Raw genomic sequence first — 24,853 nt, forward strand, 5'->3', positions numbered from 1 at the left:
ACTGGAGATTTTATGTATTGCAATATTTGCTCATCTGATTATGATTTCATAAATTTTTTAAATACTTTTATTACAGAGAATGAATTATTTGTTTATGATCCTATAAATGAAAAATGGGTTAATTATATTGATAATAAACCAAATACAAAAAGCTCATTTATATATAATATAGCTGTTTATCAAACAGAAAATACCAAAAAGAAGCCTACATGTTTTGAGAAGTTTTTATCAGTTCATAAATACAGTGAAACTGACTCAAAAGTATATTGTGGCGTAATTTCATGCGTTAACAATGATGAATTTACACAAAAAGAGACCTTTGCAAAATTCCCCAAAATCCCCTAAATTTCCACCAAGACATTTAGGGGATTTTCCATGAGCACCTTCTTCCAGCAAACCGCACAAGCCATGATTGCCAAACACATCGACCGCTTCCCACTATTGAAGTTGGATCAGGTGATTGATTGGCAGCCGATCGAGCAGTACCTGAATCGTCAAAGAACCCGTTACCTTAGAGACCACCGCGGCCGTCCCGCCTATCCCCTGTTGTCCATGTTCAAAGCCGTCCTGCTCGGACAATGGCACAGCCTCTCCGATCCCGAACTCGAACACAGCCTCATCACCCGCATCGATTTCAACCTGTTTTGCCGTTTTGACGAACTGAGCATCCCCGATTACAGCACCTTATGCCGCTACCGCAACTGGCTGGCGCAAGACGACACCCTGTCCGAATTGCTGGAACTGATTAACCGCCAACTGACCGAAAAAAACCTAAAAGTAGAGAAAGCATCCGCTGCCGTCATTGACGCCACCATTATTCAGACCGCCGGCAGCAAACAGCGTCAGGCCATAGAAGTCGATGAAGAAGGACAAGTCAGCGGACAAACCACACCGAGTAAAGACAGCGATGCCCGCTGGACAAAGAAAAACGGTTTATACAGACTCGGTTACAAACAACATACCCGCACCGATGAGGAAGGCTATATCGAGAAACTGCACATTACCCCCGCCAATACCCATGAGTGTAACCATCTGTCGCCTTTGTTGGAAGGCATTGCCGAAGGTACGACCGTCTATGCCGACAAAGGCTACGACAGCAAGGAAAACCGGCAACATCTGAAAGAGCATCGGTTGTTAGACGGCATTATGCGCAAAGCCTGCCGCAACCGTCCGCTGACGGAAGCGCAAACCAAACGTAACCGGTATTTGTCGAAGACCCGTTATGTGGTGGAACAAAGCTTCGGTACGCTGCACCGTAAATTCCGTTATGCGCGGGCAGCCTATTTTGGTCTGCTCAAAGTGAGTGCGCAAAGCCATCTGAAGGCGATGTGTTTGAACCTGTTGAAAGCGGCTAACAGGCTAAGTGTGCCTGTTGCTGCCTAAAAGGTGGCCTGGATGCCTGATTATCGGGTATCCGGGGAGGATTAAGGGGGTATTTGGGTAAAATTAGTGGATATTTGAAACGAAAACAGCCGAAAATCTTTGTTTAGGTTTCGGCTGTTGGGGGAAAAGGAATTTTGCAAAGGTCTCAAAAAATGCTTTTGAAACTAAAACGAAAAGCCAACAAGAATTTTAATAAAGGCATGAAATGGCTAGATGAAAAATTAAATACTAAACCTAATAGAATATTGAAAAGTTATTTTTGGTCAAAATCCCTAGACCACAATAAAAAATATTTTTCTTCCGGTAATGGAGTTAATCAAATCATTCCTTTTTGATTGAAGTAGTCGTAGGTTGAGTCGAGCCCCAACAGCAAGCGTAGGTTGGGTCGAGACCCAATAAAATATCAAGGTCGTCTGAAATAACCTTCAGACGACCGCTCCGCCATCACCAACAACCGCCTGAAAACCTACAACGACACGACCTATTACTACGACGACCTCGGCAACCTGATCCACCGCGAACTCGCCGACGGCGAAGTGCAGAACTATTTCTACGATCTGCATGACCAACTGGTTAAGGCGGAAATCTTCAAAAAAGACGGTACGAAAGAAACTTGGTCCTACACCTACGATGCCTTGGGCAGAAGGATAGGCAAAGGTCGTCTGAAAGACGGAGAAGTTTCAGGTAGCCTCGAAAACCAAACCCGCTTCGTTTGGGATGGCAGCCATCTGCTTCAAGAAATCCACTTGGACGGCAGGTATACTTATATCTATACCGACCCGGATTCCTACGAGCCTTTAGCGCAAATCCGCGATTGGACAACCAAAGACGGCAAAAAACGCCAACAAACCCACTACTTCCACTGCGACCAAATAGGCATCCCGCGTGAGATGACCGATAAGGACGGCAATTTGCTGTGGTTCGGCAACTATACCGGCTGGGGTCGTCTGAAAGAGGAAACCAGAGTAACGGGAACGGCGCACCAACCTTTCCGATTGCAGAACCAATATTGCGACCGTGAGACGGGGCTGCACTATAACTTCTTCAGGTATTACGAACCTGATGCTGGGAGGTTTGTGAATCAGGATCCGATTGGGTTGATGGGTGGGGATAATTTCTACCATTTCGCACCCAATATTCTAAAATGGATAGATGCATTAGGATGGAGTAGATGGACAAAAACAGAAGTTTTAGGTAGAAGAGTATATAAAAATGACACTTTATTTACTCCTACTAGAAAAGTTAGTTGGAAGGATGCTACATCACCAACAGGATATAAATGTGGTACTAATTTAGATAGGATGTGTGAAGGAATGGCTCCTATTGGTAAAGATGGTAAATCTGTTGAATTACATCATCTTACCCAGCAAGAAGTGCTAAGAAATGGAAAGCGCGGTAGTTTGGCAGAGGTTTCTTGGACAATACATACGAAATATACAGCTATATTGCATATTCCTTTCCCAAGAAATCCAAACAAACGCTCACAAACTCTTCCAAGATTTCCGAGTTTTAGAAGAAATAACGATGGAACCCCATCGACATTAGCTGCTGAATTTGATAATTATCGCTCTGCATACTGGAAAGAAAGAGCAAAAGACTTTGGAAGAACATGTGATTAAAAACTGGAGATTTTTATGGATACTCAATTAATTAAACAAATAACCGAAATGCTTAATAAGCTACCAAATTCTATATGTAGAATAAATAATTCAATTGATGAAGGTTGGATTGCCGCTGGGGAGTCGGAATTTAATCTGAAACTACCTGAATACTATCGATGGTTTATTAAAAATTACGACTCCATAACATTATGGGGCGAACTAATCAAAACAGTATTTCCTCCTGAGTATAGAGATGATGCTGATCAGGATATTTTCTATACTTATAACTGGAACATTAATTATAACAAAGATAATCATGATAAACTTTTCTTTCTAGAAGTTAATGATATAGGATTTTTTTATTTTAAAGTTATAAACAATAAGGCAAATGAAGAAGTTTATTGCTTTGATTTATCCACGGGTAATCATGATTTATATGCAGAAAATTTTTTAGATTTTTTGAAAATAGAAATTCCTAAAATTTATTCTAACTATTTATAATGATAGTAGCCACAGGTTGAATTGAACCCTAACAAAACCTTAAGGTCGTCTGAAATCAATTTTCAGACGACCTTTCTCTATAATTTTCATCCAAAAATACCGGAGGAATTATGGATGGGAAAGTCGGTCAGCCATCAGCCTCGATTTACCGCAATATAGAGCAACTACCAGTTAAAATATTCAAATCAACTTAACTAACAAAATTTTGAAATAGGAAAATACAACATGGAGTATGACTTAAAAATATTGAATACTTCTCAAGTATTGGCTGATAAAAAATACTTGAAAGAATTTAAATTTGCAAATAGCAAATCATTTCCTTATTCTTATCAATCTTTCGCAGCACAATTTGGCTGGGGAAGGGTATTGGATAATTACTTAATTTACATCCCTCTAAATCCTAAGTTTCATGATTCGTGGCAAAATGCTCGTGAAGATATAAAATCAACATATATAAATAATATTAATGAATATATTGACTATTATCCAGATGAATTATTAGATTTAATGAAACGAATGGAACCATTTGCTAAAAGTGAGTCAGGTTATTATTTATTTTGGGATATATATAGTGAAGATTTACCTAATGAATTTAATATATACGCAACAGATTTTGTAGGAGATATATATCTACTAGGAAAAGATTTATTCGAAGTATTTTATAACTTGACCAATGACACTAAAATCTTAAAGGAATGTTTTAACAGAGCACCTTGGCCTAAAACATTCGAAGGATTTATGTCAATTTGTTAAAAACTCGACTATTTAATAAAATCTAAAATAAGCCGTAGGTTGAGTTGAGATCTAATAAAATATCAAGGTCGTCTGAAATATGTTTTCAGACGACCTTTTCCTCTATACATCACCACTTACCTGCTTCGACTACAACGAAAACGGCCAACTCATCGCCCAGCACCAATGGAAAGTGCCGACTAAAGAAGAGAACGCCCGAAACGGCCTGCCCGACACCGACTGGCGTGATGCGCAGTACGACATGCTGTACCTGCCCGTTACCGAAACCATCCGCTACCACTACGACTTCAACGGCAACCGTACCGCCACCGTCCTGCCCGACGGCAGACAGATCAACTACCTGTACTACGGCAGCGGTCACCTGCACCAAATCAGCCTCGACGACGAAGTCATCACCGACATCGAACGCGATCAGCTGCACCGCGAAATCTACCGCACACAGGGTAAACTCGCCAGCCGTTACGAACTCGACCCCTTAGGTCGTCTGAAACGGCAAATCGCCACCCTCAACGACCTGGCGGAAGGCGGCAAAGGCAAAACCAAAGTAGCGGCGGGTTTTAGCCAAACCGCCGTCAAACGCAGCTACGGCTATGACCGTACCGGCAACCTGACCCACAGCACCGACCAGCGGACGGGCACGACCCAATTCGAGTACGACAGACTGGGCAGGATTACCCAAGCGGGTAACGAACTGTTCGCCTTCGACCCCGCACACAATATCCTGTCCGATAACAATAGCCCTACCGTCCCGGACAACCGCCTGAAAACCTACAACGGCACGACCTATTACTACGACGACCTCGGCAACCTGATCCACCGCGAACTGGCTGACGGAGAAGTGCAGAACTATTTCTACGATCTGCACGACCAACTGGTTAAGGCGGAAATCTTCAAAAAAGACGGCACGAAAGAAACTTGGACGTACAGCTACGACGCTTTGGGCAGAAGGATAGGCAAAGGTCGTCTGAAAGACAGTCAGGAAGTTTCAGACGACCTCAGCAACCAAACCCGCTTCGTTTGGGAAGGCAGCCATTTACTGCAGGAAATCCACCCGGACGGCAGATATACCTATATCTATACCGACCCGGATTCCTACGAGCCTTTAGCACAAGTCCGCGATTGGACAACCGAAGACGGCGAAAGCCGACAACAAATCCACTACTTCCACTGCGACCAAATCGGTATCCCGCGTGAGATGACCGATAAGGATGGCAACCTCTTATGGTTCGGCAACTATACCGGCTGGGGTCGTCTGAAAGAGGAAACTAAGGTAACGGATAGCGCATACCAACCCTTCCGCCTGCAAAACCAGTATGCCGACCGTGAGACGGGGCTGCATTACAATTTCTTCAGGTACTATGAGCCTGATGCGGGTCGGTTTGTGAATCAGGATCCGATTGGGTTGTGGGGTGGAGATAATCTTTATCGGTTTTCGTCTAATATTCAGATTTGGATTGATCCTTTAGGGTTAGCATGTATACCCAATCCAAATAGAAAAAATGATGAGGATCTTGCAAGAAGAATTGATAAATTGTCTGATAATTTGACAGAAAAAAATAGAGATGGTTTCACTACGTTAGCCTTGGCAAGGGTAACACTTGCTGATGGAACCTCTCAAATATGGATTGCTCAAGCAGGCTCTTCTCTGTCATCAAAGCCTTCTAGAAGGCAACAAAGTCTTGCGGGTGCAGATGAAATATAGTCAACTAAAAACAAAATAGTACAATACTCAACTTTTAAGGTCTAACCATGGCATACTCTGCGGACTTAAGAAACAAAGCTTTAAACTATTACGAACAATGCAAAAACATCAGCCAAACCGCAGCAACGTTTAACTTGTCAAGAAACACGCTTTACCTGTGGATTCGCCTTAAAAAACAAACAGGCAGCCTAAAACATCAAGTTACCGGTCTAAATGCCGTCAAATTGGATAGGCAAAAACTGGCTCAATATGTTGGGCAACACCCGGATGCCTATCTGCATGAAATCGCCAAACATTTTGATTGTACGCCAGCCGCCGTTTGCTATGCACTCAAACAGATGGGGATGACGCGCAAAAAAAGACCACCACTTACAAAGAACAAGATCCGGCCAAAGTAACGCATTATTTAACACAGCTGGCCGAATTTTCTGACTACCAACGTGTTTATTTGGATGAAACAGGATTTGACCGCTACCTGTTCCGTCCCTATGCCCGCAGCCCGAAAGGGCAAATAGTGAAAGCGCAGATAAGTGGAAAAAGATACCGACGCTTATCTCTGGTGTCCGCACAAGTCGGCAACCGGCTGATTGCTCCGATGGTTTATCAAAATACGATGACCGGGGTCTTTTTTGAAGCGTGGTTTCAGCAATGCCTACTGCCCGCATTGACTCAAAAATCGGTGATTATTTTAGATAATGCACGATTTCACCGTATGGGTGTCTTACGGGAAATGGCGGAAAAATGGGGACATAAGGTATTGCCTCTTGCACCTTATTCACCTGAGCTCAACCCGATTGAGAAGGTGTGGGCGAATATTAAGCGGTATCTGCGAACCGTATTGTCTGATTACGCCCGATTTGACGATGCGTTACTGTCCTATTTTGATTTTAATTGACTATAATACAAAATTTACATTCAGCAGGAAGAAGCGGGAAAGATGGCAACCACTTAAATGATGCTGAACGTCAACTTATACGAGAAGCGAAAAAAAGAGGAGCTAAAATTAAATCTCTTGGAGCTACAAAACCAATGTGTGGCAGATGCGAGAAAGGAGCGAGAAGAGCAGGGATACTGAGGCGTATCATAACCCCAATTAAGAGTAGACACTGTTAGTATTTAATATTTTTAAATTTATTTAAAATTAAAGGAGTCCAATATGAAGCCGATAGAATTGGATGAAATGCCAAATGATATTTTTATTCAGGATATAAAAGAGTTAACAGAGAGTTTTTCAATAGATTTTCCTGATGTGTTTAGACAACTTTTGACAGAGTTAAATGTATCAAAAGATAATTTATTTATCACGGATTTTATTGAAAATCAGAAGATTGCCAACTCATATACAGGATATGTTTTTGACAAAACCCACAAAAAAATGTATGACTATACAATCAAAAATAAGAAACTTAGTTTTTTTGAAGTCGATATAAAAAAACTAACTACTAAGGACACGGATAGCATCCGAGTGTTGGATGAACTTTAAAATGCAAGCTATATTTGCATAAAGTGTCAGTGACTGTAGGTTGGGTCAAGACCCAACAGCCTAATAAGGTCGTCTGAAATAACCTTCAGACGACCTTTCCCTATACGCATACCCTTACCTGCTTCGACTACAACGAAAACGGCCAACTTATCGCCCAACACCAATGGAAGGTGCCGTCTAAAGAAGAGAACACCCGCAACGGCCTGCCCCAAACCGACTGGCGCGATGCGCAGTACGACATGCTGTACCTGCCCGTTACCGAAACCGTCCGCTACCACTACGACTTCAACGGCAACCGCACCGCCACCGTCCTGCCCGACGGCAGACAGATCAACTACCTGTACTACGGCAGCGGCCACCTGCACCAAATCAGCCTCGACGACGAAGTCGTCACCGACATCGAACGCGACAAGCTGCACCGTGAAATCTACCGCACACAAGGTAAACTCGCCAGCCGTTACGAACTCGACCCCTTAGGTCGTCTGAAAAGGCAAATCGCCACCCTCAACGACCTGGCGGAAGGCGGTAAAGGCAAAAACAAAGTAGCGGCGGGTTATGGCCAAACCGCCGTCAAACGCAGCTACGGCTACGACCGCACCGGCAACCTGACCCACAGCACCGACCAACGGACGGGTACGACCCGGTTCGAGTACGACAAACTGGGCAGGATTACCAAATGGAGATAAATTTGGCATTAGGCACTCGTCAAGACATGGTGAAACACTGGATTTCAATGTCAAAAGGCTTCCACGAAATTTTAAAATCCATCAAAAATGATATAACATTAGGAGATTTTTATTATGCATAATACTAGAGAACATATATATATTGATAAAAAGTTAAAAGCTAAAGGATACCGCGATTTAAATGATTATATTGATAAAAGGAGTAACGAAATATTAGATGATGAAGTTTGGCTATGGAGAACCAAGGCCGGCATACAAGATGATTTTCCTGAATTATCAAATTGCGAGATTATTGAAATATTAAAGGATGTAATGGTTAACATCGTAAAAAAGGGAGGAGTTATTTGTGATTATTCCAATGGAAAAGCATCACATATAATAAAAAAATATGATGACTTATCCTCTCCATTACTAATATCGGATATTGTTAATTTCTTGCTTCTCAATCCTGACTATGGAAGTGATGGAAATGGTATTTGGTATGAATAACAAACCTTGAGTGCCCCCCCCCCTAGCAAACCATAACCTATATGTAGAGTGCGTGTCCCAAGGCACGCACGCGGCTTCTTACTCCAAATTATTTATAAAGTGTAAAAATATGAAGTGTAAAAAGGTCGTCTGAAACCGCCGAACGGTGTTTTCAGCAAGCGTAGGTTGGATCGAGACCCAAAAAATGCCAGGTCATATAAAATCAATTTTCAGACGACCTTCTCTATCATTTTTATCCAAACAATACTGGAGGAAGTATGGATGGAAATTGGTCGGCTATCAGCAATGGCTTTCCGCAATGGATCAAGACGGCGAATTAAAATTAGATTTACAAAATAATTACAAAGGAAATGTTTATGAAAAAAATAAATGATATTTTTATTGGACAGCATTTTTGTTTACCTAACAATTTTTTAACATCAAACTATGATACTTTTTTGTTCTTTGATTTTGGGCTTGGAATGGAGCCAGAGTTTCTTGAATATTTTTCTGACTTGTTAGATTTAGGTGGCTTTAATAAGCAAGTTAATGTTTTTGATTATGATTTTAATATTATTGTAGATAACTGGATTCTTAAGCATGATGATTTATTGAAATATATAAAAAGAATAATAGGTTATGTGGACATTAATGATGATAATGGAATTATCATGGCAGATACTGATTTAAATTGGGTTGCGGTTCAGGATATACCTGTTAATTGGGGTGTTTTTGCATTTCAAAGCTCAAAAAAAGAATCTATAAGATTATTCCATATGATGAATAGAGATTGGTTTGTGGACATTGAAAGATTTAAGTCTATGGAGAAGGTATTAATAAGAGAGTTTGGAGAGGAGTTTATAAATATCTTATTAAGCAATTACGGTAATATTCGTAGCAAGCAAGCGTAGGTTGGGTCTAGACCCAACAAAACATCAAGATCGTCTAAAATCAATTTTCAGACGACCTTCTCTATAATTTTTATCCAAAAAATACTGGAGGAGGTATGGATGGAAATCAGTCGGCTATCAGCAATGGTTTTCCGCAATGGATCAAGACGGCGAATTAAAATTAGATTTAAAAATAGTTACAAAGGAAATGTTTATGAAAAAAATATATGATATTTTTATTGGGAAGAATTTTTCTTTACCCAACAATTTTTTAATACCAAATTATGATACTTTTTTGTTCTTTGATTTTGGGCTTGGAATGGATTTAGAGTTTCTTGAGGAATTTTCTGACTTATTAGATTTAGGTGGCTTTAATAAGCAAGTTAATGTTTTAGATTGTGATTTTAATATTATTGTGGAAAACTGGATTCTTGAACATGATAATTTAATAAAAAATATACAAAGAATAACAGGCAGTCTGAATGATTATGGTAACAGTGGAGTTATTATGGCAGATACTGATTTAAATTGGGTTGCGGTTCAGGATATACCTATTAATTGGGGCGTTTTTGCATTTCAAAGCTCAAAAAAAGAATCTATAAGATTATTCAATATGATGGATCGAGATTGGTTTGTAGACATTGAAAGATTTAAGGCTATGGAGAAGGTATTAATAAAAGAGTTTGGAGAAGAGTTTATAAATGTCTTATTAAAGAATTACGGTAATATTCGCAGGGATGGGTAACCGCCAAGTAAGCGTAGATATTGTCGCTTGAGTTAATCTCGAAAGTTGCAAATATTGATTTAAGCTGTAGGTTAGATCGAGTGCTCTCATCTTGATAGAGATTTGGCATGATAAATTTTCCTTTAGAGATTCGGAACATTGGAAAAAGGAGTTGTGCCGCTTTATGAATTTTTATAATACGGTAAAGCCACAGAAGAGCTTGAAAGGAGATACACCTTTTGAGGTCTTACCGGCTTATTTTTCTCAACCTGTTGTGTAAACAACGTTGTGTTTCCTTATAAAATACTATGTTGAAGTTACTTATCTCGTCATTTTTAAACCTATTATTTATTTTGTTCTTAACCAGGGAACTGAAAGGACTTATTAGTTTCATTCTAAATAATTATGATATAAATATAAGCAATTATATTTCAGGAATATTAGAGACTCTATTCTATTACTTTTTAAGTTTAAGTATTATTTTTTTATCAAAATGCTTAGCATCATTGATAGCAAAAAACCAAACTATTCAATTATTATTATTTGTTATAATTTGCTTGTTTTTAGATGTAATAGCCTGCTTATTTATATTTAGAATCTTCTTTATAACCTAATAGTAGCCGTAGATTGGGTCGAGACCCAATAAACACCAAGATCGTCTGAAATCAATTGCCAGACAATCTTTCCCCATACCTCCTCCTACTTCAACAACAACGAAAACAATCAAATCACCCGTTATCACCGACACCGAACGAGATGAACTGCATCGCTAAATCTAGCGTATTCAAGGTAGACTCGTCAGCCACTACGAACTTGATCCTTTAGGTTGAATTGTCCCCCCTCTGAGCAAGGCAGCAAAGGTCATCTGAAAGAGGAAATCAAGGTAACGGATATCAATTATCAACCCTTCCGCCTGCAAAACCAGTATGCCGACCGTGAATCAGGGCTATATTACAACCTCTTCAGGTATTACGAACCTGATGCAGACCGGTTTGGGGTCAGTATCCGATTAGGTTATTTTGAGATATTAATTTTTATGCTTTTGTACCGGATACTACGAAATAGATAGATACATTAGATTGGTTTAGATATTATGGGAATTGATGTGGACCAGACTGGACAAAGATGGAAGAAAAATACAGTAAACTTCGAGAAAATAATGGATATTATGTCGAACCAATGGGAGTATTGGATATAGATTGTAGACAACATGATATTTGCTATGTTAAATGTAGGGAACAATTCTCATATTCAGAATTAGAAAAATATAACTGTATGGTAAGGTGCGATGACACTCTTATGAATACATCTAAAAATATCCAACATGATCCTAATTCTTCATCCTGATTTTTCTATAAAGCGTTGGGACCTGAACTTGCCAAAATCCACTATCTACCAATAAAACCATTAAAAACATCTACAAACCGGTAATTTTATGAAAATCTTTAAATATTTTTTATTATATTTATTTATATATATAATCTTATTTATAATAAGCCCTTGGATTTTAGAATTAATTAATATTACTATAACACTTCCATGGTCCATTATTGAAGAAGATATTATTACTTATTTTGGACTAAACCTGAATCCTACTGTTGATAATATCTTTTATCGAAGAATAATACACTTTACTTACGGATCAACTAGCCTTTTTATAAATATATTTATTTTATATAATTTTATCTGCAAATTTAAGAAAATTTTTAAAACACCCAAAGAGAATAAATGAGAAAGGTGAATTATATCACATGAAAGATAATAGAAGATGATGAAAACAAAAAAATGGAATTGGATCCCTACAATTAAAATTAATGAATTGTATTTTGATAAAATTTATCTTGATTATAAGAAAATATTAGATGAGTTAAATGCAAATATTTTTTCAGAAAATGAAGATATTTATGACTCTTTTATTTTTGAAGAAAATGGAATTAAATCATTAATTTACTTTGAAAAAAATAGCCAATTTGCAGGAATGGAAATAAAAAATAATCTTTTTTACAAAGATATAAATTTAATTAGCAAGGATATTGAAGAAATAAAAAAAATTTTTGGTTATGATTCTTTAGTTTTAGATAAATATGATAGCGTAGATTGTGATGATATTAGAGCGATATTTTGGTTTGAAAATAACAAAGTCGAATCAGTTACAGTATTTTAATAAATAATGAGAAATATAAATATAGGGTAATTAGTGGTCCGTATGCACCCAATCCCGACGTAGAGTGTGTGCGGTACGCACAGATGCGTTTTCCGCTTTTCAGACGACCTCGAAGCCCAAACCCCACTGGGATTACTGAATTCAAACGCGATATATTGGGACGCTTAATCCACACCCTCGCCCGCGACAGTGGCGACAAGGTTCAGGAAACCGTTTACTGATACGACTTGAAGGCAACCTCGTCCGCGCAACCAACAGCCAAAGCATCACCTGATTCGACTACGACGAAAACGGCTGACTCATCGTCCAACACCAATAGAAAGTGTCGAGCAAGGAAGAGAGCACCCGAAACGGATTGCCCGATACCGACTGGCGCGATTTATAGTGACAACGAGGTCATCGCTGACATCGAACACGATAATGGGCTCTTTCTTATAATGCTGCCCCCTAAAAATAAAATGTTAAGGATGGGTTCTATGTGTAATGACGATTATCATACTGATGATTTTTTACAAGCTAGTTATTTTCTTGAACATGAAGATTATCAAAAAGCTTTTTATTTTTTAAAGAACGGAGCTTTGCAAGGAGATGTTAATTGTTATAATAATTTAGCAGTTTTATATGATCTTGGATATGGGGTTCAAAAAAATCCACTTTTGGCGCTTAAATGGTATAGAAAAAGTTGGCAATATGAAGGGAAAAGTGGTGGGGTATGTTCTAATATTGCATCACTTTATGCCGGTTTAGGTAATATAAGGCAGGCTAAATTTTGGTGGAATAAAGCAATATTAGAATTAAATGATGGAGATGCAGCTCTTGATTATGCAAAATTCTTAATTAATAGGAAAAACAAGAGGGATTATCATAAGATAATAGAATTACTTAAGTTTGCTATCAAGAGCGATTATATTACTGAAATCTCTAAGGAAGAAGCTGGTCAATTATTGAAAAATCTAGAAAGCACATAAACTTAGTAAACCATATAAAGATCAAACCGTACAGTAAGGTCGTCTGAAATTAATTTCGGACGACCTTTTATTTAGATTCAGGCTTTTGATTTAAGCGGCTTGGGTTTGATGTTCGTCGCCGTTGCGCTCGCGGATTTTACCCAAACGGTAAACCGTTTCGCCTTGTTCGGTTAAGAATGCCTGTACCGCATCAGCATCTTCTTCGGCAATCACGATCACCATGCCGATGCCGCAGTTGAAGGTGCGGTACATTTCTTGCGTTTCCACATTGCCTGCCTGTTGCAGCCATTGGAACAGCTTGGGCAATTCCCATGCTTTGGCATCGATTTGGGCGACGGTGTTTTCAGGCAGGATGCGCGGCACGTTTTCGGTGATGCCGCCGCCGGTGATGTGTGCCATGCCTTTGATGGTGAATTTTTCTAAAGCAGCTAGGATAGGTTTCACATACAGGCGGGTCGGGGCGATGATGGTTTCGCGAAGGGTTTTACCGTTGTCGAACTCGGCATCCAAATCGGGATTGTCGCGCGCGATGATTTTGCGGACGAGGGAGTAGCCGTTGGAATGCGCGCCGTTGGAAGCCAGACCCAACACGATGTCGCCCGCTTTGATGCTGCGGCCGTTGATGACGCGTTCTTTTTCGACCACGCCGACGGCAAAGCCCGCCAAGTCGTATTCGCCTTCGGGATACATGCCGGGCATTTCGGCGGTTTCGCCGCCGATGAGGGCGCAGCCGGATTCTTCGCAGCCTTGGGCGATACCTTTAATTACGTCGGTAGCGCGGGCGACATCGAGTTTGCCGCAGGCGAAATAGTCGAGGAAGAACAAAGGTTCTGCGCCTTGAACCAAAATGTCGTTGACGCTCATGGCGACGAGGTCGATGCCGACGGTGTCGTGTTTGTCCCAATCGAAGGCGAGTTTGAGCTTGGTGCCTACGCCGTCGGTGCCGCTGACGAGGACGGGATTTTTGTATTTTTTGCTAATTTCGACCAATGCGCCGAAGCCGCCCAAATCACCCAACACTTCGGGACGCATGGTGCGTTTGGCAAAAGGTTTGATGTTTTCGACCAGTTGATCGCCGGCGTCAATGTCCACGCCTGCGTCGCGGTAGCTCAATGAAGTGCTCATGAATGGGTTCCTTAATCGTGATTGGGACGGAAAAACGATGGGGCGTATTTTACCTTATTTTGCAGGCGCGGGCTTGGATTTTTCGGTGATTTTGTAAACAATCTGAGGTTTCAGACGACCTCATTTATTCTGTTATACTGGACGGCTAGGGGTCGTCTGAAAACAATTGCGGCGGCTCCCGCTAAAACACACATGGAAAGGTTTTATGTATCAGAAAAAAACGCGCGGCATGAAGCCGTGGATCATTATGGGCTGCGTGATTGCGGCTTTTGTCTGGCTGCTGTACGCGCTGGGCGATATCCTGACGCCGTTTATTGTGGCGGCGGTATTGGCTTATGTATTGAATCCGCTCGTGGAATGGTTGCAGAAAAAACGGATCAAACGCGCCCCGGCTTCGATGATTGTGATGGTATTGGCTTTGCTGCTCTTACTGCTGCTGATGCTGATTATCGTGCCTATGCTGATCAATCAGTTCAACAATATGGTCAGCCGCATTCCCCAAATCGTCGATTTTACGCAAAACAAACTATTGCCTTGGCTGAACAATGCCGCAGGCGATTATATGCAAATCGATCAGGAGTCGGTCATTGCTTGGTTGCAATCGCATACCGGCGAAATGAGCAACACGCTCAAGGCTTGGATGCCGACGCTGATGCGCCAAAGCGGCAACGTCATCAGCGGCATGAGCAACCTGATCCTGCTGCCGCTCTTGCTGTATTATTTCCTTTTGGACTGGAAACGCTGGTCTTACGGCATCAGCGCCTTAGTTCCGCGCCGCTTTATCGACACTTATACGCGCATTACAAGCAATATGGATGAAGTTTTAGGCGAATTCCTGCGCGGGCAGTTGATGGTGATGCTGATTATGGGGCTGGTGTACGGGATCGGGCTGATGTTGGTCGGACTGGATTCCGGCTTCGCCATCGGTATGATTGCCGGTATTTTGGTGTTTATCCCGTATTTGGGTGCATTTACCGGACTTTTGCTAGCAACCGTCGCGGCGTTGCTGCAATTTGGCACATGGAACGGTCTGATTATGGTGTGGGTAGTGTTCGCTATCGGACAATTCCTCGAGAGTTTTATCGTTACCCCGAAAATCGTCGGCGACCGCATCGGTCTGTCGCCTTTCTGGGTGATTTTCTCGTTGATGGCTTTCGGACAACTCATGGGCTTCGTCGGTATGCTCGCCGGTCTGCCGCTTGCCGCCGTAACCTTAGTCCTGCTACGCGAAGGTGTGAATGCTTATTTCCACAGCCGTTTTTACAAACACAAGTAAAAGGGCAAAAGGTCGTCTGAAAACGGATATGGGTTTTCAGACGACCTTTGTTTCTCCTTGCAAACACATAAAGGAACAGAAAACATGTTAGCCATCATCGGCGGCAGCAGCCTGACCAAGCTGCCCGAACTGAGCATCACCGACCGTAAAATCGTCCGCACCCCCTACGGACTGACCAGCAGCCCCGTCTTAAGCGGCAAACTGGGCAGTCAGGACATCATCTTCCTCGCACGGCACGGCTTCGGCCATACCGTCGCGCCGCATGAAATCAACTACCGCGCCAACATTTGGGCGTTGCATTCCATAGGTGCGGAATACATCGTCGCCGTTTCCTCCGTCATCAGCATCAACGACCGCTTTGAAAACGGCGCGCTCGTCCTGCCCGACGATTTGATCGACTACACCTACGGCCGCAAAGACACCTTTTTTGAAGGACAGGAAGAACCAGTCGTACACACCGATTTTCTCGACCCCTACACCGCCGAACTGCGCGAAAAAATCGTCGAACACGCGCAACAGCACCAAATGCCTCTATACACCCAAGCCGTTTACGGCTGCCTGCAAGGCCCGCGCTGGCCGACCCGCGCCGAAATCCAACGTTACCGCCGCGACGGCGTGGACGTATTGGGCATGACCGGAATGCCAGAAGCCGTCCTCGCCCGCGAACTGGGCATCCAATACGCCCACTTCTGCGGCATCACCGACATCCGCTGCCTCAGCGGAGGGACGGAAGGGGCGAAATGCGGCTTGGAAACCGAGCTTGCCATCGGCAAAATCCGCCGTTTGCTTGCGGGTTTGTAAAAGCTGAGGGAATGAAAAAAGTATGATTTTTGAAATTTCTCAAAAACATTCATCAATCCTTTTTCAAGCTATTAGAGATGCTGAAGATTTTGCCAAAGAATTAAATATTGATATTTACAAATGCCACATTGAATTTCATGAGAATATTCTTTGCAAGGATTTGCCATGCTATTTGATTTATTTTTATGAAGAAATAGTCAATACGAGTTGGATGGATGTTTCTACTTTAAATGACGTATGTGTGTATATTTCAATGGAAAGTTGTCAAACTATTTTACTGACTCAAAGTAGATAATTTGAATACATATCCTGTGAGTAATAAGCCGTCTCCAATCCTGACATATAGTAGATTAAATTTAAATCAGGACAAAGCGACGAAGCCGCAGACAGTACAAATAGTACGGCAAGGCGAGGCAACGCCGTACTGGTTTAAATTTAATCCACTATAGTGTGTGTACAGAATGTACACACTATGTTGAGGCTTCTCCCTTTATCCTTCAAACCACGCAAAAAGGTCGTCTGAAAATTTTCAGACGACCTTATCATTAAGATAGATACGGCAGAAACAATTTGGCATTCAAACCAACACTTCAGTCCTGCAGCAAATAACAAACCAATAAGACAGAACCGCTTATTATCCGCCGATTCATGATTCCGGCTTATCCGCCGCCGGTTTTTTCTTACGCGAACGACGGCGTTTGCGGTTAGGCTTACCGTCCGCACCATCGCCTTGTCCGTGTTGTCGGCGCTGTTGTGTGGCAAGCGTCATTTCCGCGCGTGCTTCCACATCCGCATGTTGGAACTTCGTCCACCATTCGACCAAATCCCGCTCCACTTCGCCGACCTCTCCGCGCAACACAAGAAAATCATAAGCCGCTCGGAAACGCGCTTGTGCCAGCATTTTGTGCGGACGCGCGCCGCGTGTGAAATCGAATTGCGGCTGAAGCTGCCAAATTTCCCTCATGGTCGCGGCAAAACGCTGCGGCACGCCCCAGCCTTTTTCCACCGTTTCACGCATAGTGTTCATCGCTTCGGATAAAGCATGCGCAGGCTTTTGACCACGTTTGATGTTGTCCTGCCAATGACGGTTCAAAACCGGCCACAATACGGCAGCGAGAACGAAGCCCACCGACACGGATTTGTCTGCGCGCAAACGTTCGTCCGTATTTTTCAAGGCGAGGGAGATAATGCGGTTTTCAGGTTTTGCGGCCGATTTGAGCGCAGTCAGAAGCGGATGGACGTCGTCTGAAACGCCGAGAGTATTCAATTGTTTCAGGCATTCTCTGGCATAACCGGAAAACAGCAGCTTCATGATTTCGTCAAACAGACGCGCTACGGGTTCGTGTTTCAGACGACCTGCCTGCTCCGGAATCGGCGCGGCGGTGTTTTCTTCCACTTCAAACCCAAGTTTGCCCGACAGCCGCACGGCTCGAAGGATGCGGACAGGGTCTTCCTGATAACGTTCTGCCGCATTGCCGATCATCACCAACTTGCGGTCGGCAATATCGCTGACGCCGTGATGGAAATCGACGATTTCTTCTTTAATCGGGTCGTAATAAAGTGCGTTGCAGGTAAAATCACGGCGCATGGCATCTTCTTCCATGCTGCCGTAAGTGTTGTCTTTCATAATCCTGCCGTGCGCGTTCTGCTGCACCTTGCCGCCGCCCCTGAAGGTCGTGACCTCTATGGTTTCGGGACCGACCATGACGTGGACGATTTGAAAACGTCTGCCGATGATGCGGCTTCTGCGGAAAATCTTATGAACCTGTTCCGGCGTCGCATCGGTGGCGATGTCGAAGTCTTTAGGTTCGACACCCAGCAACAGATCGCGAACCGCCCCGCCGACAACATAAGCCTGAAAACCTTCGTCATGCAGACGGCGGACAACTTTTTCCGCCGCAAAACTCAACATATCCGCACTGATGTGGTGCCTGTCGAAAGGAAGGATTTCCTTCGCCACAGGCACTTGCTTCGGCTGCTTTCCGGGTAAAACTTTATGCAACCATTTTTTCAACATAAAACTCTTTCCAAAATAAAAAAAGGTCGTCTGAAACCGGCGGCGAAGCCTTTGCGCAATATTCTGCCTGGAATACGAGCAAAATATTATGCAAAGGCTTCAGACGACCTGCCGTACCGCATTAAAAAATAAGGCGGCATTATACCCGAAACACTATAAACCCTGAAAATATAGTGGATTAACTTTAAACCAGTACGGCGTTGCCTCGCCTTAGCTCAAAGAGAACAATTCTCTAAGGTGCTGAAGCACCAAGTGAATCGGTTCCGTACTATCTGTACTGTCCGCGGCTTCGTCGCCTTGTCCTGATTTAGTTAATCCACTATATAGTCGAATATCTAAAAACCGTAACGGCGTTATCAGTTATAATAAAAGGCTGACGCAAACCTGCACGGAACCGTATCATGTATCACTACAAATCCGAAGCCACCCAATTCCTCGACAAACTCATCGAAGACAATCCGCAGCTGGAAACACAACGCCTTGAAAACCGCCATCTGTTGTGGGATGTCGAGCTGGACCCTCAAGAACAGAAAGAATTCGAAGCCGCCAAAGTCGCCAAAAAACCTTATACCTACTACCAAGACTGACGGCCAAACGGCATGACCACCCAGACACACAATATCGACCCGGCGCTGCAAGACTACCTCAACAGCATCGGCGAAAAAGAGCATCCCGTCCTGACCGCCCTGCGTTCGCGCACGCAATCCCACCGTTTAGGGAAAATGGCGATTGCCCGCGAACAGGCAGCCTTGTTGACTTGGCTCGCGCGCCTGCTCAAAGCCGAAAAATATCTGGAAATCGGCGTGTTTACCGGTTACAGCAGCACCACAGTCGCCTTAGTCCTGCCCGAACATGGCAAAATTACCGCCTGCGACATCAACGTCACCTTTACCGATATCGCCCGCGAAACCTGGCGGGCAGCGCAAGTCGCCCATAAAATCACCCTCCACCTCCAGCCCGCCCTGCTGACCCTGGACGACTTGATAAGCCAAGGCGAATCAGGCAGCTACGACTTGGCGCTGATCGATGCCGACAAACCGCCCACCCCGCAATATTTCGAACGCTGCCTGCAACTGGTTCGCAGCGGCGGCGTTATCGCCATCGACAATGTCCTGCTGAACGGGCGCGTTATGGGTGAAGCAGAACGCGATGCCCCGCCCAGCCTAAACATACTCCAGTCCTTCAACCGCAACCTGCCCGACGATTCCCGCATCGTACCCATTACCCTGCCCGTCGGCGACGGTCTGACTTTGCTGCTTAAAAAATAAAATGAACAAAACCCTTCCCATTCTGTTTGCCGGTATCCTCCTGCTCAACGCCTGCGCCTCTACCGCCCCCAAACCCAAATCCGGCGACACCTTCATGCTGCCCGATATTCCCACCGCCGCAGCCGAATCCTCCGCCATTCCCTATCCCGATTTGAACACGATGACTCAAATCGAACGCTTGGGTATGCAGGTCGAACGTTTGGAGCGCGAAATGGAAAACACCAACCAGCGCCTGCAACAACTTGAAAAACAAAACAAAACCCCGCGTCACACCAATAGGAAAGTGCCCGCCCAACGTTTGGACGACCAAAAACTCAAAAGCACCTATCTGGCAAACGGCGGCACCGCGCCTTCAGAAGCCGACTCTGCCGACCAAAACGAAACCCGCCTCTACAACCAAGCCCTCAAATACTATCAGCGCAACAATTACGCCGCAGCGGCCGCAGTCTTAAAAGGAGCAGACGGCGGCAACGGCAGCGAAAGCGCCCGACGCAATATGTATCTGCTGCTGCAAAGCCAACAGCGCATGGGCAATTGCGAATCCGTCATCGAAATCGGCGGACGCTTCGCCAACCGTTTCCGCAACAGCCCGCAAGCCCCCGACGCGCTCTTCAGCATCGGGCAATGCCAATACAAGCTGCAACAGAAAGACATCGCCCGCAACACCTGGCGCAAACTGATACAGAGCTACCCCGGCAGCGCCGCCGCCAAACGTGCCGCCGTCAGCATCAAGCAACGATAACTTTTCAGACGACCTCCCATATTCAAAGGTCGTCTGAAATCATTCATTGAATAACGTTTTATACACTAGGAGCAAATATGGCCAAAATCGGCATCATCATGGGCAGCAACAGCGACTGGCCCGTCATGCAGCAGGCAGCGCAGTTTCTCAAAGAGTTCGGCGTCGAATACGAAGCCCGCGTCGTGTCCGCACACCGCACCCCCGATTTAATGTTCGAATACGCCGAAACCGCCCGCGAACGCGGCATCAAAGCCATCATCGCGGGCGCAGGCGGCGCGGCGCACCTGCCCGGCATGGTTGCCGCCAAAACCACCGTCCCCGTATTGGGCGTACCCGTACCCAGCAAATACCTGCGCGGCGAAGACTCCCTGCTCTCCATCGTACAAATGCCCAAAGGCGTTCCCGTCGCCACTTTCGCCATCGGCGAAGCAGGAGCCGCCAACGCCGCCCTGTTCGCCATCTCACTGCTTGCCAACGAAAACCCCGAGCTGGCTCAAAAACTTGCCGACTTTCGCGCCAAGCAGGAACAAACCGTTTTAGACATGGAACTGCCTGAGGCATAACCATCGAGATTGCTGGGAAGGTCGTCTGAAAGGCAAATAGAAATCTTTGTATTTTGACGACCATACCAGCTGCGCTTTTTATATTGTGCGTGACAATCGCTGGATATAACTGCTAATCTGCGTCAGTTCCAAACCAAATCTTTTTAATTACTTCTAAATTAGAAGAAAATTTTTTATAGTCATCCTGAATTTTCGATACTAAAGAATTTAATTCAGTATATAACTCATGACTGAAATTTATATTTATATTTCTTTCTTTGCCAACTAACTCCTCCATATTTAGTATATTATTTTTCTTAAATTTCATATTCAAGATATTATTCTTCTTACTAATCTTAGCAGTATGTGATTCAAAGCTTAATTCGTCTTGATTATTATCTGAGACAAATTCTATAAAATCTAATAAATTGCCATAGTCTTCTTCACCGGCAATATATAGAGACAGACCATTTCCAAAATTGATATAAAAACCAGAATCAATATAGACTTGACTACACTGATTAAATTTCTCTAAATACAGAAAATTAAATTCCCAATTTATCTCAAAATAGAAGTTATATTGATTGAGTGAAAAATTATATGTACTATTTAAATTCATTATTTCCTTTATCCTTTTATAACTTGAAGATTTAAATAACCTAAAGATTTAGCTATCTTTCTAACTTTATCTTCCATAATTTCTGTTTACCTCATTTTCAGACGACCTTTTTAATCACTCAACCCTCTGAACAACAATGAACAAAACTTTTGCATTTATCCTACTCTCCGCCTTGCTCTGCGCCTGTCAAAGCCCAAGCAAACCGACCCAAGCGACTGAAGCAGTCCCCACCCGACAAGTACAAGCCACAACGGGCAATCTGATTATTTTCTACGATGAAGGCATCGGCTCAGATTCATTGATGAAGGCAGTGAAAGATTCCGGCGCAAGTTTGGTTTACGAATACAAAAACCTGCACGGAATTGCCATTCGTCCATCAGCCAAAACCAATATTCAAGATGCCATTGCTTATTTCCAAAAGATAAACGGCGTATTGTCAGTCGAACAAGACCGACTGATGAAACTTCAATAAGGGGTTGCACTTAAATCAGCAATCCTTTTAAAATTTGATGTTGTTTGATTTTTTATGATGTACTGATTTTTTCAATGTCTACTAATCTTCTTTTCAGGCAGGAATACGTTATAAAAAATACACAGAAAAAATAAAACGAATGGGAGCATGATGGCAAACCGTATTTTCAGTATAAAATTTATAAAACCAATTAATTACCTCATTTTATTGCTACTTATTTCGTTTTCATTTCTCCTTAATACTGATGAATTTTACATCATAGACTATATAACTGATGGGGATGTCTATAATTTATCCGATTTACAAGGTGAAATAAACAACAACCCCATGATTATTAAATTATTTTTTATAATAAACAATATTTCTATTCTATTCTTTCTATTAGGAAGAAAGTTTATTGGCATTTTCTGTTTCATCCTTACAGCGTATTTTTTTGTCCATTTAATAGGCGACCTAGATTTATTGTTTCATATCATTTACTCAAGTATAAAACTTAAAAATTTATGGCTGATTCTAATACTCGTTTTGTATTTTTTACTGTGTTTGATTAACCTTTTTCCCCTGTTCGGTTCTGTGAAAAAATAAAAAAAGGTCGTCTGAAAACCCAAAATCCGGTTTCAGACGACCTTTTTGCTTTTAAAAATCAAGTTATCTAAACTCAAATCGTACCGCTGCCTTGCGCTTTCGGTTTGGCGGCACCGAATTCCAGTTTGCTCAAGGCGGAGAGGTAGGCTTTGGAAGTGGCGACCAATACGTCAGTATCTGCGCCTTGTCCGTTGACGACGCGATTGCCGCGTGCCAGACGGACGCTGGTTTCGCCTTGGCTTTCCGTGCCTTGCGTTACGGCGTTGACGGAGTAAATCTGCAAAGTCGCACCGCTTTGCGCCACGCTCTCAATCGCTTTGAAAATCGCGTCGACAGGGCCGGAGCCGGTGGCGGAAGCGCGTTTTTCTTCACCTTTGATGCTGAACACGATGTCGGCGCGCGGCTCTTCGCCGGTTTCGGTGCTGATTTTTTGGGAGATGAATTTGTAGCTTTCGGCGCCCATGCTGCCCATTTCGTCGGACACCAGCGCGTGCAGGTCTTCATCGAAGATTTCGCGTTTTTTATCGGCGAGTTCTTTGAAGCGGGCAAACGCGGCGTTCAGCGCTTCCTCACTTTCCAACTCGATGCCCAAATCCGCCAGTTTGCTGCGGAACGCGCTGCGGCCGGACAATTTGCCCAAGGTCAGGCGGTTGGTTGACCAGCCGACCGATTCGGCAGTCATGATTTCATAGGTTTCGGGGTGTTTCAACACGCCGTCCTGATGGATGCCTGATTCGTGTGCAAAGGCGTTTGCGCCGACCACCGCCTTGTTGGGCTGAATCGGATAGCCAGTAATGGTGGACACCAGTTTGGATACCGGCACGATTTGCGTGGTGTCAATGCCGGTTTCCAAGCCGAAAAGGTCGTGGCGCACTTTCAAGGCCATCACGATTTCTTCAAGGCTGGCATTGCCCGCGCGTTCGCCTAAGCCGTTGATGGTGCATTCCACCTGACGCACGCCTGCCTGAACAGCGGCCAGCGAGTTGGCAACTGCCATCCCCAAATCGTTGTGGCAGTGGGTCGACCAGACTACTTTGTCGCCGTTGGGCACGCTTTTGATGATGTTGCTGATACGCTCGTACCACACGGAAGGGATGGAGTAGCCGACGGTATCGGGAATATTGATGGTGGTCGCGCCCGCTTCGATAACCGCCGTAAAGATTTTGGCGAGGAAGTCCAAATCCGAACGCACGGCGTCTTCGGCGGAAAATTCCACATCGTCGGTGTATTCTTTGGCGATTTTCACTGCTTTGACCGCCGCATCAATGACCTGCTGCGGCTTCATTTTCAGTTTGTGCTCCATGTGGATGGGGCTGGTGGCGATGAAGGTATGGATGCGTTTTTTCGGCGCGGGGGAAACGGCTTCGCCCGCTTTGCGCACATCGTTTTCAACGGCACGCGCCAGCGAGCAGACTGTGGATTTGGTGATGATTTTGGCAATCGCATTGACCGACTCGAAATCGCCCGGGCTGGCTGCGGCAAAACCGGCCTCAATCACATCCACACCCATTTTCTCCAACTGGCGGGCAATGCGGATTTTCTCCTCTTTGGTCATGGATGCACCGGGCGACTGCTCGCCGTCGCGCATGGTGGTATCGAAAATAATTACGCGGTTGGTCTGTGTCATTTCTGTTCTCTCCAGAGATTCGTTTTTTTGTAAAAAAGCATTCAAATCCAGCGGCCTGCCTTGCGCTTCCGCCAGCGCGGTCAGCTTTTGCAGTTGCGCCAAAGGCAGCGACCCGCGCGTGCGCCATTTATAGATGGCGGCAGTTGTTGCGGCATTTTCGGGGTCGTACTGTTTCAACGCTTCGGCAAGTGCATTCACGCCGCCGAAATAAGCAACTAAGCGGTCAATGTCTAATTGCATGATGTTCCTTGTCCAAACTTTATCGAAATTATGGTTTGCTTTGGAAGGGGATTATACGCATTTTAGACAAAACGACAATCTATTTTTCTAAAAATACGGATTTACTTTTTAAATCCAGAATTATTTTATACATTTTGTCCAATTTTATTTCAATATCTGAGTACAAAAAGGCAGGCGACACATAACTGCCCCTAAAAAATGAATAGGCATCACTGC

Annotated in this window: 26 protein-coding genes and 3 pseudogenes; 25 read left to right on the forward strand and 4 right to left on the reverse strand. The window is 43.7% G+C overall.

All coding sequences use genetic code 11. The features are described 5' to 3' along the window. The first annotated feature begins 12 nt into the window (after positions 1–12). From ACMYUL_RS00160 to ACMYUL_RS00240, 17 genes and pseudogenes are all read left to right on the forward strand, one after another. On the forward strand, positions 13–345 hold the full coding sequence (locus ACMYUL_RS00160) for a hypothetical protein (protein ID WP_415771447.1): 333 nt from the start codon (positions 13–15) through the stop codon (positions 343–345). Between the two features lie 30 nt (positions 346–375). After that, complete coding sequence (locus ACMYUL_RS00165; protein WP_415771449.1) at positions 376–1,383, forward strand: IS5 family transposase; 1,008 nt, start codon at positions 376–378, stop codon at positions 1,381–1,383. A 425-nt stretch (positions 1,384–1,808) separates the two neighbouring features. Further along, positions 1,809–2,546: pseudogene (locus ACMYUL_RS00170) on the forward strand (RHS repeat-associated core domain-containing protein); the annotation flags it as partial. A 135-nt stretch (positions 2,547–2,681) separates the two neighbouring features. Beyond that, positions 2,682–3,002: pseudogene (locus ACMYUL_RS00175) on the forward strand (HNH/ENDO VII family nuclease); the annotation flags it as partial. A gap of 15 nt (positions 3,003–3,017) precedes the next feature. Beyond that, a complete protein-coding gene (locus ACMYUL_RS00180; protein ID WP_003762528.1) occupies positions 3,018–3,485 on the forward strand; it encodes an SMI1/KNR4 family protein in 468 nt (155 codons plus the stop codon). Between the two features lie 225 nt (positions 3,486–3,710). After that, positions 3,711–4,238 (forward strand): hypothetical protein, encoded by a 528-nt coding sequence (locus ACMYUL_RS00185; protein ID WP_415771452.1) that lies wholly within the window; start codon positions 3,711–3,713, stop codon positions 4,236–4,238. 79 nt (positions 4,239–4,317) lie between these two features. Next, the gene (locus ACMYUL_RS00190) at positions 4,318–5,940 is read left to right on the forward strand and encodes an RHS repeat-associated core domain-containing protein (protein ID WP_415771454.1); all 1,623 of its coding nucleotides are present in this window, start codon (positions 4,318–4,320) and stop codon (positions 5,938–5,940) included. A 47-nt stretch (positions 5,941–5,987) separates the two neighbouring features. Next, a protein-coding gene (locus ACMYUL_RS00195; RefSeq protein WP_099048405.1) for an IS630 family transposase occupies positions 5,988–6,835 on the forward strand; the annotation gives its coding sequence in 2 pieces (ribosomal slippage) (positions 5,988–6,303 and positions 6,303–6,835; 849 coding nt in all). Between the two features lie 261 nt (positions 6,836–7,096). After that, positions 7,097–7,423, forward strand: coding sequence for a hypothetical protein (locus ACMYUL_RS00200; protein ID WP_038149889.1), 327 nt, complete (start codon positions 7,097–7,099; stop codon positions 7,421–7,423). Between the two features lie 107 nt (positions 7,424–7,530). Next, a pseudogene (locus ACMYUL_RS00205) lies at positions 7,531–8,109 on the forward strand (RHS repeat protein); the annotation flags it as partial. A 114-nt stretch (positions 8,110–8,223) separates the two neighbouring features. Continuing rightward, entirely contained in the window at positions 8,224–8,598 is a 375-nt protein-coding gene (locus ACMYUL_RS00210) for a hypothetical protein (RefSeq protein WP_070514432.1), read from the forward strand. Between the two features lie 356 nt (positions 8,599–8,954). Further along, the gene (locus ACMYUL_RS00215) at positions 8,955–9,488 is read left to right on the forward strand and encodes a hypothetical protein (protein ID WP_342031363.1); all 534 of its coding nucleotides are present in this window, start codon (positions 8,955–8,957) and stop codon (positions 9,486–9,488) included. 193 nt (positions 9,489–9,681) lie between these two features. Next, the gene (locus tag ACMYUL_RS00220) at positions 9,682–10,212 is read left to right on the forward strand and encodes a hypothetical protein (RefSeq protein WP_342031362.1); all 531 of its coding nucleotides are present in this window, start codon (positions 9,682–9,684) and stop codon (positions 10,210–10,212) included. Between the two features lie 805 nt (positions 10,213–11,017). Continuing rightward, complete coding sequence (locus ACMYUL_RS00225; protein ID WP_246830416.1) at positions 11,018–11,260, forward strand: RHS repeat-associated core domain-containing protein; 243 nt, start codon at positions 11,018–11,020, stop codon at positions 11,258–11,260. Between the two features lie 699 nt (positions 11,261–11,959). Continuing rightward, a complete protein-coding gene (locus ACMYUL_RS00230) occupies positions 11,960–12,355 on the forward strand; it encodes a hypothetical protein (RefSeq protein WP_415771457.1) in 396 nt (131 codons plus the stop codon). Positions 12,356–12,438: 83 nt separating this feature from the next. Next, complete coding sequence (locus ACMYUL_RS00235) at positions 12,439–12,576, forward strand: hypothetical protein (RefSeq protein WP_415771459.1); 138 nt, start codon at positions 12,439–12,441, stop codon at positions 12,574–12,576. Between the two features lie 255 nt (positions 12,577–12,831). Continuing rightward, positions 12,832–13,323, forward strand: a complete 492-nt coding sequence (locus ACMYUL_RS00240; protein ID WP_342031359.1) for a hypothetical protein — start codon at positions 12,832–12,834, stop codon at positions 13,321–13,323. Positions 13,324–13,413: 90 nt separating this feature from the next. Here ACMYUL_RS00240 and purM read toward each other — a convergent pair whose 3' ends face one another. After that, positions 13,414–14,448, reverse strand: a complete 1,035-nt coding sequence (gene purM, locus ACMYUL_RS00245; RefSeq protein ID WP_415771461.1) for a phosphoribosylformylglycinamidine cyclo-ligase — start codon at positions 14,446–14,448, stop codon at positions 13,414–13,416. 205 nt (positions 14,449–14,653) lie between these two features. Between purM and ACMYUL_RS00250 the strand changes: the two genes are divergently transcribed. From ACMYUL_RS00250 to ACMYUL_RS00260, 3 genes are all read left to right on the forward strand, one after another. Further along, positions 14,654–15,724, forward strand: a complete 1,071-nt coding sequence (locus ACMYUL_RS00250; protein WP_415771463.1) for an AI-2E family transporter — start codon at positions 14,654–14,656, stop codon at positions 15,722–15,724. Between the two features lie 84 nt (positions 15,725–15,808). Then, the gene (locus ACMYUL_RS00255; protein ID WP_415771465.1) at positions 15,809–16,525 is read left to right on the forward strand and encodes an S-methyl-5'-thioinosine phosphorylase; all 717 of its coding nucleotides are present in this window, start codon (positions 15,809–15,811) and stop codon (positions 16,523–16,525) included. A 22-nt stretch (positions 16,526–16,547) separates the two neighbouring features. Beyond that, positions 16,548–16,820 carry a hypothetical protein gene (locus tag ACMYUL_RS00260; RefSeq protein ID WP_415771467.1) on the forward strand — a complete coding sequence of 91 codons (273 nt, stop codon included), beginning with the start codon at positions 16,548–16,550 and terminating at the stop codon, positions 16,818–16,820. A 351-nt stretch (positions 16,821–17,171) separates the two neighbouring features. Here ACMYUL_RS00260 and ACMYUL_RS00265 read toward each other — a convergent pair whose 3' ends face one another. After that, positions 17,172–18,542, reverse strand: coding sequence for a polynucleotide adenylyltransferase PcnB (locus ACMYUL_RS00265; protein ID WP_415771469.1), 1,371 nt, complete (start codon positions 18,540–18,542; stop codon positions 17,172–17,174). Positions 18,543–18,943: 401 nt separating this feature from the next. Here ACMYUL_RS00265 and ACMYUL_RS00270 point away from each other — a divergent pair, with 401 nt between their 5' ends. From ACMYUL_RS00270 to purE, 4 genes are all read left to right on the forward strand, one after another. Beyond that, entirely contained in the window at positions 18,944–19,129 is a 186-nt protein-coding gene (locus ACMYUL_RS00270; protein WP_003761287.1) for a DUF3460 family protein, read from the forward strand. Between the two features lie 12 nt (positions 19,130–19,141). After that, positions 19,142–19,810 (forward strand): class I SAM-dependent methyltransferase, encoded by a 669-nt coding sequence (locus ACMYUL_RS00275; protein ID WP_415771471.1) that lies wholly within the window; start codon positions 19,142–19,144, stop codon positions 19,808–19,810. A 1-nt stretch (position 19,811) separates the two neighbouring features. Further along, entirely contained in the window at positions 19,812–20,552 is a 741-nt protein-coding gene (locus ACMYUL_RS00280; protein WP_107812757.1) for a tetratricopeptide repeat protein, read from the forward strand. Positions 20,553–20,629: 77 nt separating this feature from the next. Further along, positions 20,630–21,115: a 5-(carboxyamino)imidazole ribonucleotide mutase gene (gene purE, locus ACMYUL_RS00285; RefSeq protein ID WP_003778018.1), complete on the forward strand. Its 486-nt coding sequence runs from the start codon at positions 20,630–20,632 to the stop codon at positions 21,113–21,115. 112 nt (positions 21,116–21,227) lie between these two features. Here the strand turns inward: purE and ACMYUL_RS00290 are convergent, their stop codons facing one another. Further along, complete coding sequence (locus ACMYUL_RS00290) at positions 21,228–21,713, reverse strand: hypothetical protein (RefSeq protein WP_070513044.1); 486 nt, start codon at positions 21,711–21,713, stop codon at positions 21,228–21,230. A gap of 136 nt (positions 21,714–21,849) precedes the next feature. Here ACMYUL_RS00290 and ACMYUL_RS00295 point away from each other — a divergent pair, with 136 nt between their 5' ends. Further along, on the forward strand, positions 21,850–22,185 hold the full coding sequence (locus tag ACMYUL_RS00295) for a hypothetical protein (RefSeq protein WP_070513041.1): 336 nt from the start codon (positions 21,850–21,852) through the stop codon (positions 22,183–22,185). A gap of 658 nt (positions 22,186–22,843) precedes the next feature. Here ACMYUL_RS00295 and ACMYUL_RS00300 read toward each other — a convergent pair. Continuing rightward, the gene (locus tag ACMYUL_RS00300) at positions 22,844–24,637 is read right to left on the reverse strand and encodes a 2-isopropylmalate synthase (RefSeq protein WP_070514060.1); all 1,794 of its coding nucleotides are present in this window, start codon (positions 24,635–24,637) and stop codon (positions 22,844–22,846) included. Positions 24,638–24,853 lie beyond the last annotated feature (216 nt).

The organism is Neisseria sp. CP9, from assembly GCF_047758525.1.
Lineage (GTDB): Bacteria > Pseudomonadota > Gammaproteobacteria > Burkholderiales > Neisseriaceae > Neisseria.

Excerpts from the sequence above, each read along its gene's own strand:
- ACMYUL_RS00160 (WP_415771447.1), top strand. The coding sequence starts at position 13 with ATGTATTGCAATATTTGCTCATCTGATTATGATTTCATAAATTTTTTA.
- ACMYUL_RS00165 (WP_415771449.1), top strand. The coding sequence starts at position 376 with ATGAGCACCTTCTTCCAGCAAACCGCACAAGCCATGATTGCCAAACAC.
- ACMYUL_RS00180 (WP_003762528.1), top strand. The coding sequence starts at position 3,018 with ATGGATACTCAATTAATTAAACAAATAACCGAAATGCTTAATAAGCTA.
- ACMYUL_RS00185 (WP_415771452.1), top strand. The coding sequence starts at position 3,711 with ATGGAGTATGACTTAAAAATATTGAATACTTCTCAAGTATTGGCTGAT.
- ACMYUL_RS00190 (WP_415771454.1), top strand. The coding sequence starts at position 4,318 with ATGTTTTCAGACGACCTTTTCCTCTATACATCACCACTTACCTGCTTC.
- ACMYUL_RS00200 (WP_038149889.1), top strand. The coding sequence starts at position 7,097 with ATGAAGCCGATAGAATTGGATGAAATGCCAAATGATATTTTTATTCAG.
- ACMYUL_RS00210 (WP_070514432.1), top strand. The coding sequence starts at position 8,224 with ATGCATAATACTAGAGAACATATATATATTGATAAAAAGTTAAAAGCT.
- ACMYUL_RS00215 (WP_342031363.1), top strand. The coding sequence starts at position 8,955 with ATGAAAAAAATAAATGATATTTTTATTGGACAGCATTTTTGTTTACCT.
- ACMYUL_RS00220 (WP_342031362.1), top strand. The coding sequence starts at position 9,682 with ATGAAAAAAATATATGATATTTTTATTGGGAAGAATTTTTCTTTACCC.
- ACMYUL_RS00230 (WP_415771457.1), top strand. The coding sequence starts at position 11,960 with ATGATGAAAACAAAAAAATGGAATTGGATCCCTACAATTAAAATTAAT.
- ACMYUL_RS00235 (WP_415771459.1), top strand. The coding sequence starts at position 12,439 with ATGCGTTTTCCGCTTTTCAGACGACCTCGAAGCCCAAACCCCACTGGG.
- ACMYUL_RS00240 (WP_342031359.1), top strand. The coding sequence starts at position 12,832 with ATGTGTAATGACGATTATCATACTGATGATTTTTTACAAGCTAGTTAT.
- purM (WP_415771461.1), bottom strand. The coding sequence starts at position 14,448 with ATGAGCACTTCATTGAGCTACCGCGACGCAGGCGTGGACATTGACGCC.
- ACMYUL_RS00250 (WP_415771463.1), top strand. The coding sequence starts at position 14,654 with ATGTATCAGAAAAAAACGCGCGGCATGAAGCCGTGGATCATTATGGGC.
- ACMYUL_RS00255 (WP_415771465.1), top strand. The coding sequence starts at position 15,809 with ATGTTAGCCATCATCGGCGGCAGCAGCCTGACCAAGCTGCCCGAACTG.
- ACMYUL_RS00260 (WP_415771467.1), top strand. The coding sequence starts at position 16,548 with ATGATTTTTGAAATTTCTCAAAAACATTCATCAATCCTTTTTCAAGCT.
- ACMYUL_RS00265 (WP_415771469.1), bottom strand. The coding sequence starts at position 18,542 with ATGTTGAAAAAATGGTTGCATAAAGTTTTACCCGGAAAGCAGCCGAAG.
- ACMYUL_RS00270 (WP_003761287.1), top strand. The coding sequence starts at position 18,944 with ATGTATCACTACAAATCCGAAGCCACCCAATTCCTCGACAAACTCATC.
- ACMYUL_RS00275 (WP_415771471.1), top strand. The coding sequence starts at position 19,142 with ATGACCACCCAGACACACAATATCGACCCGGCGCTGCAAGACTACCTC.
- ACMYUL_RS00280 (WP_107812757.1), top strand. The coding sequence starts at position 19,812 with ATGAACAAAACCCTTCCCATTCTGTTTGCCGGTATCCTCCTGCTCAAC.
- purE (WP_003778018.1), top strand. The coding sequence starts at position 20,630 with ATGGCCAAAATCGGCATCATCATGGGCAGCAACAGCGACTGGCCCGTC.
- ACMYUL_RS00290 (WP_070513044.1), bottom strand. The coding sequence starts at position 21,713 with ATGAATTTAAATAGTACATATAATTTTTCACTCAATCAATATAACTTC.
- ACMYUL_RS00295 (WP_070513041.1), top strand. The coding sequence starts at position 21,850 with ATGAACAAAACTTTTGCATTTATCCTACTCTCCGCCTTGCTCTGCGCC.
- ACMYUL_RS00300 (WP_070514060.1), bottom strand. The coding sequence starts at position 24,637 with ATGCAATTAGACATTGACCGCTTAGTTGCTTATTTCGGCGGCGTGAAT.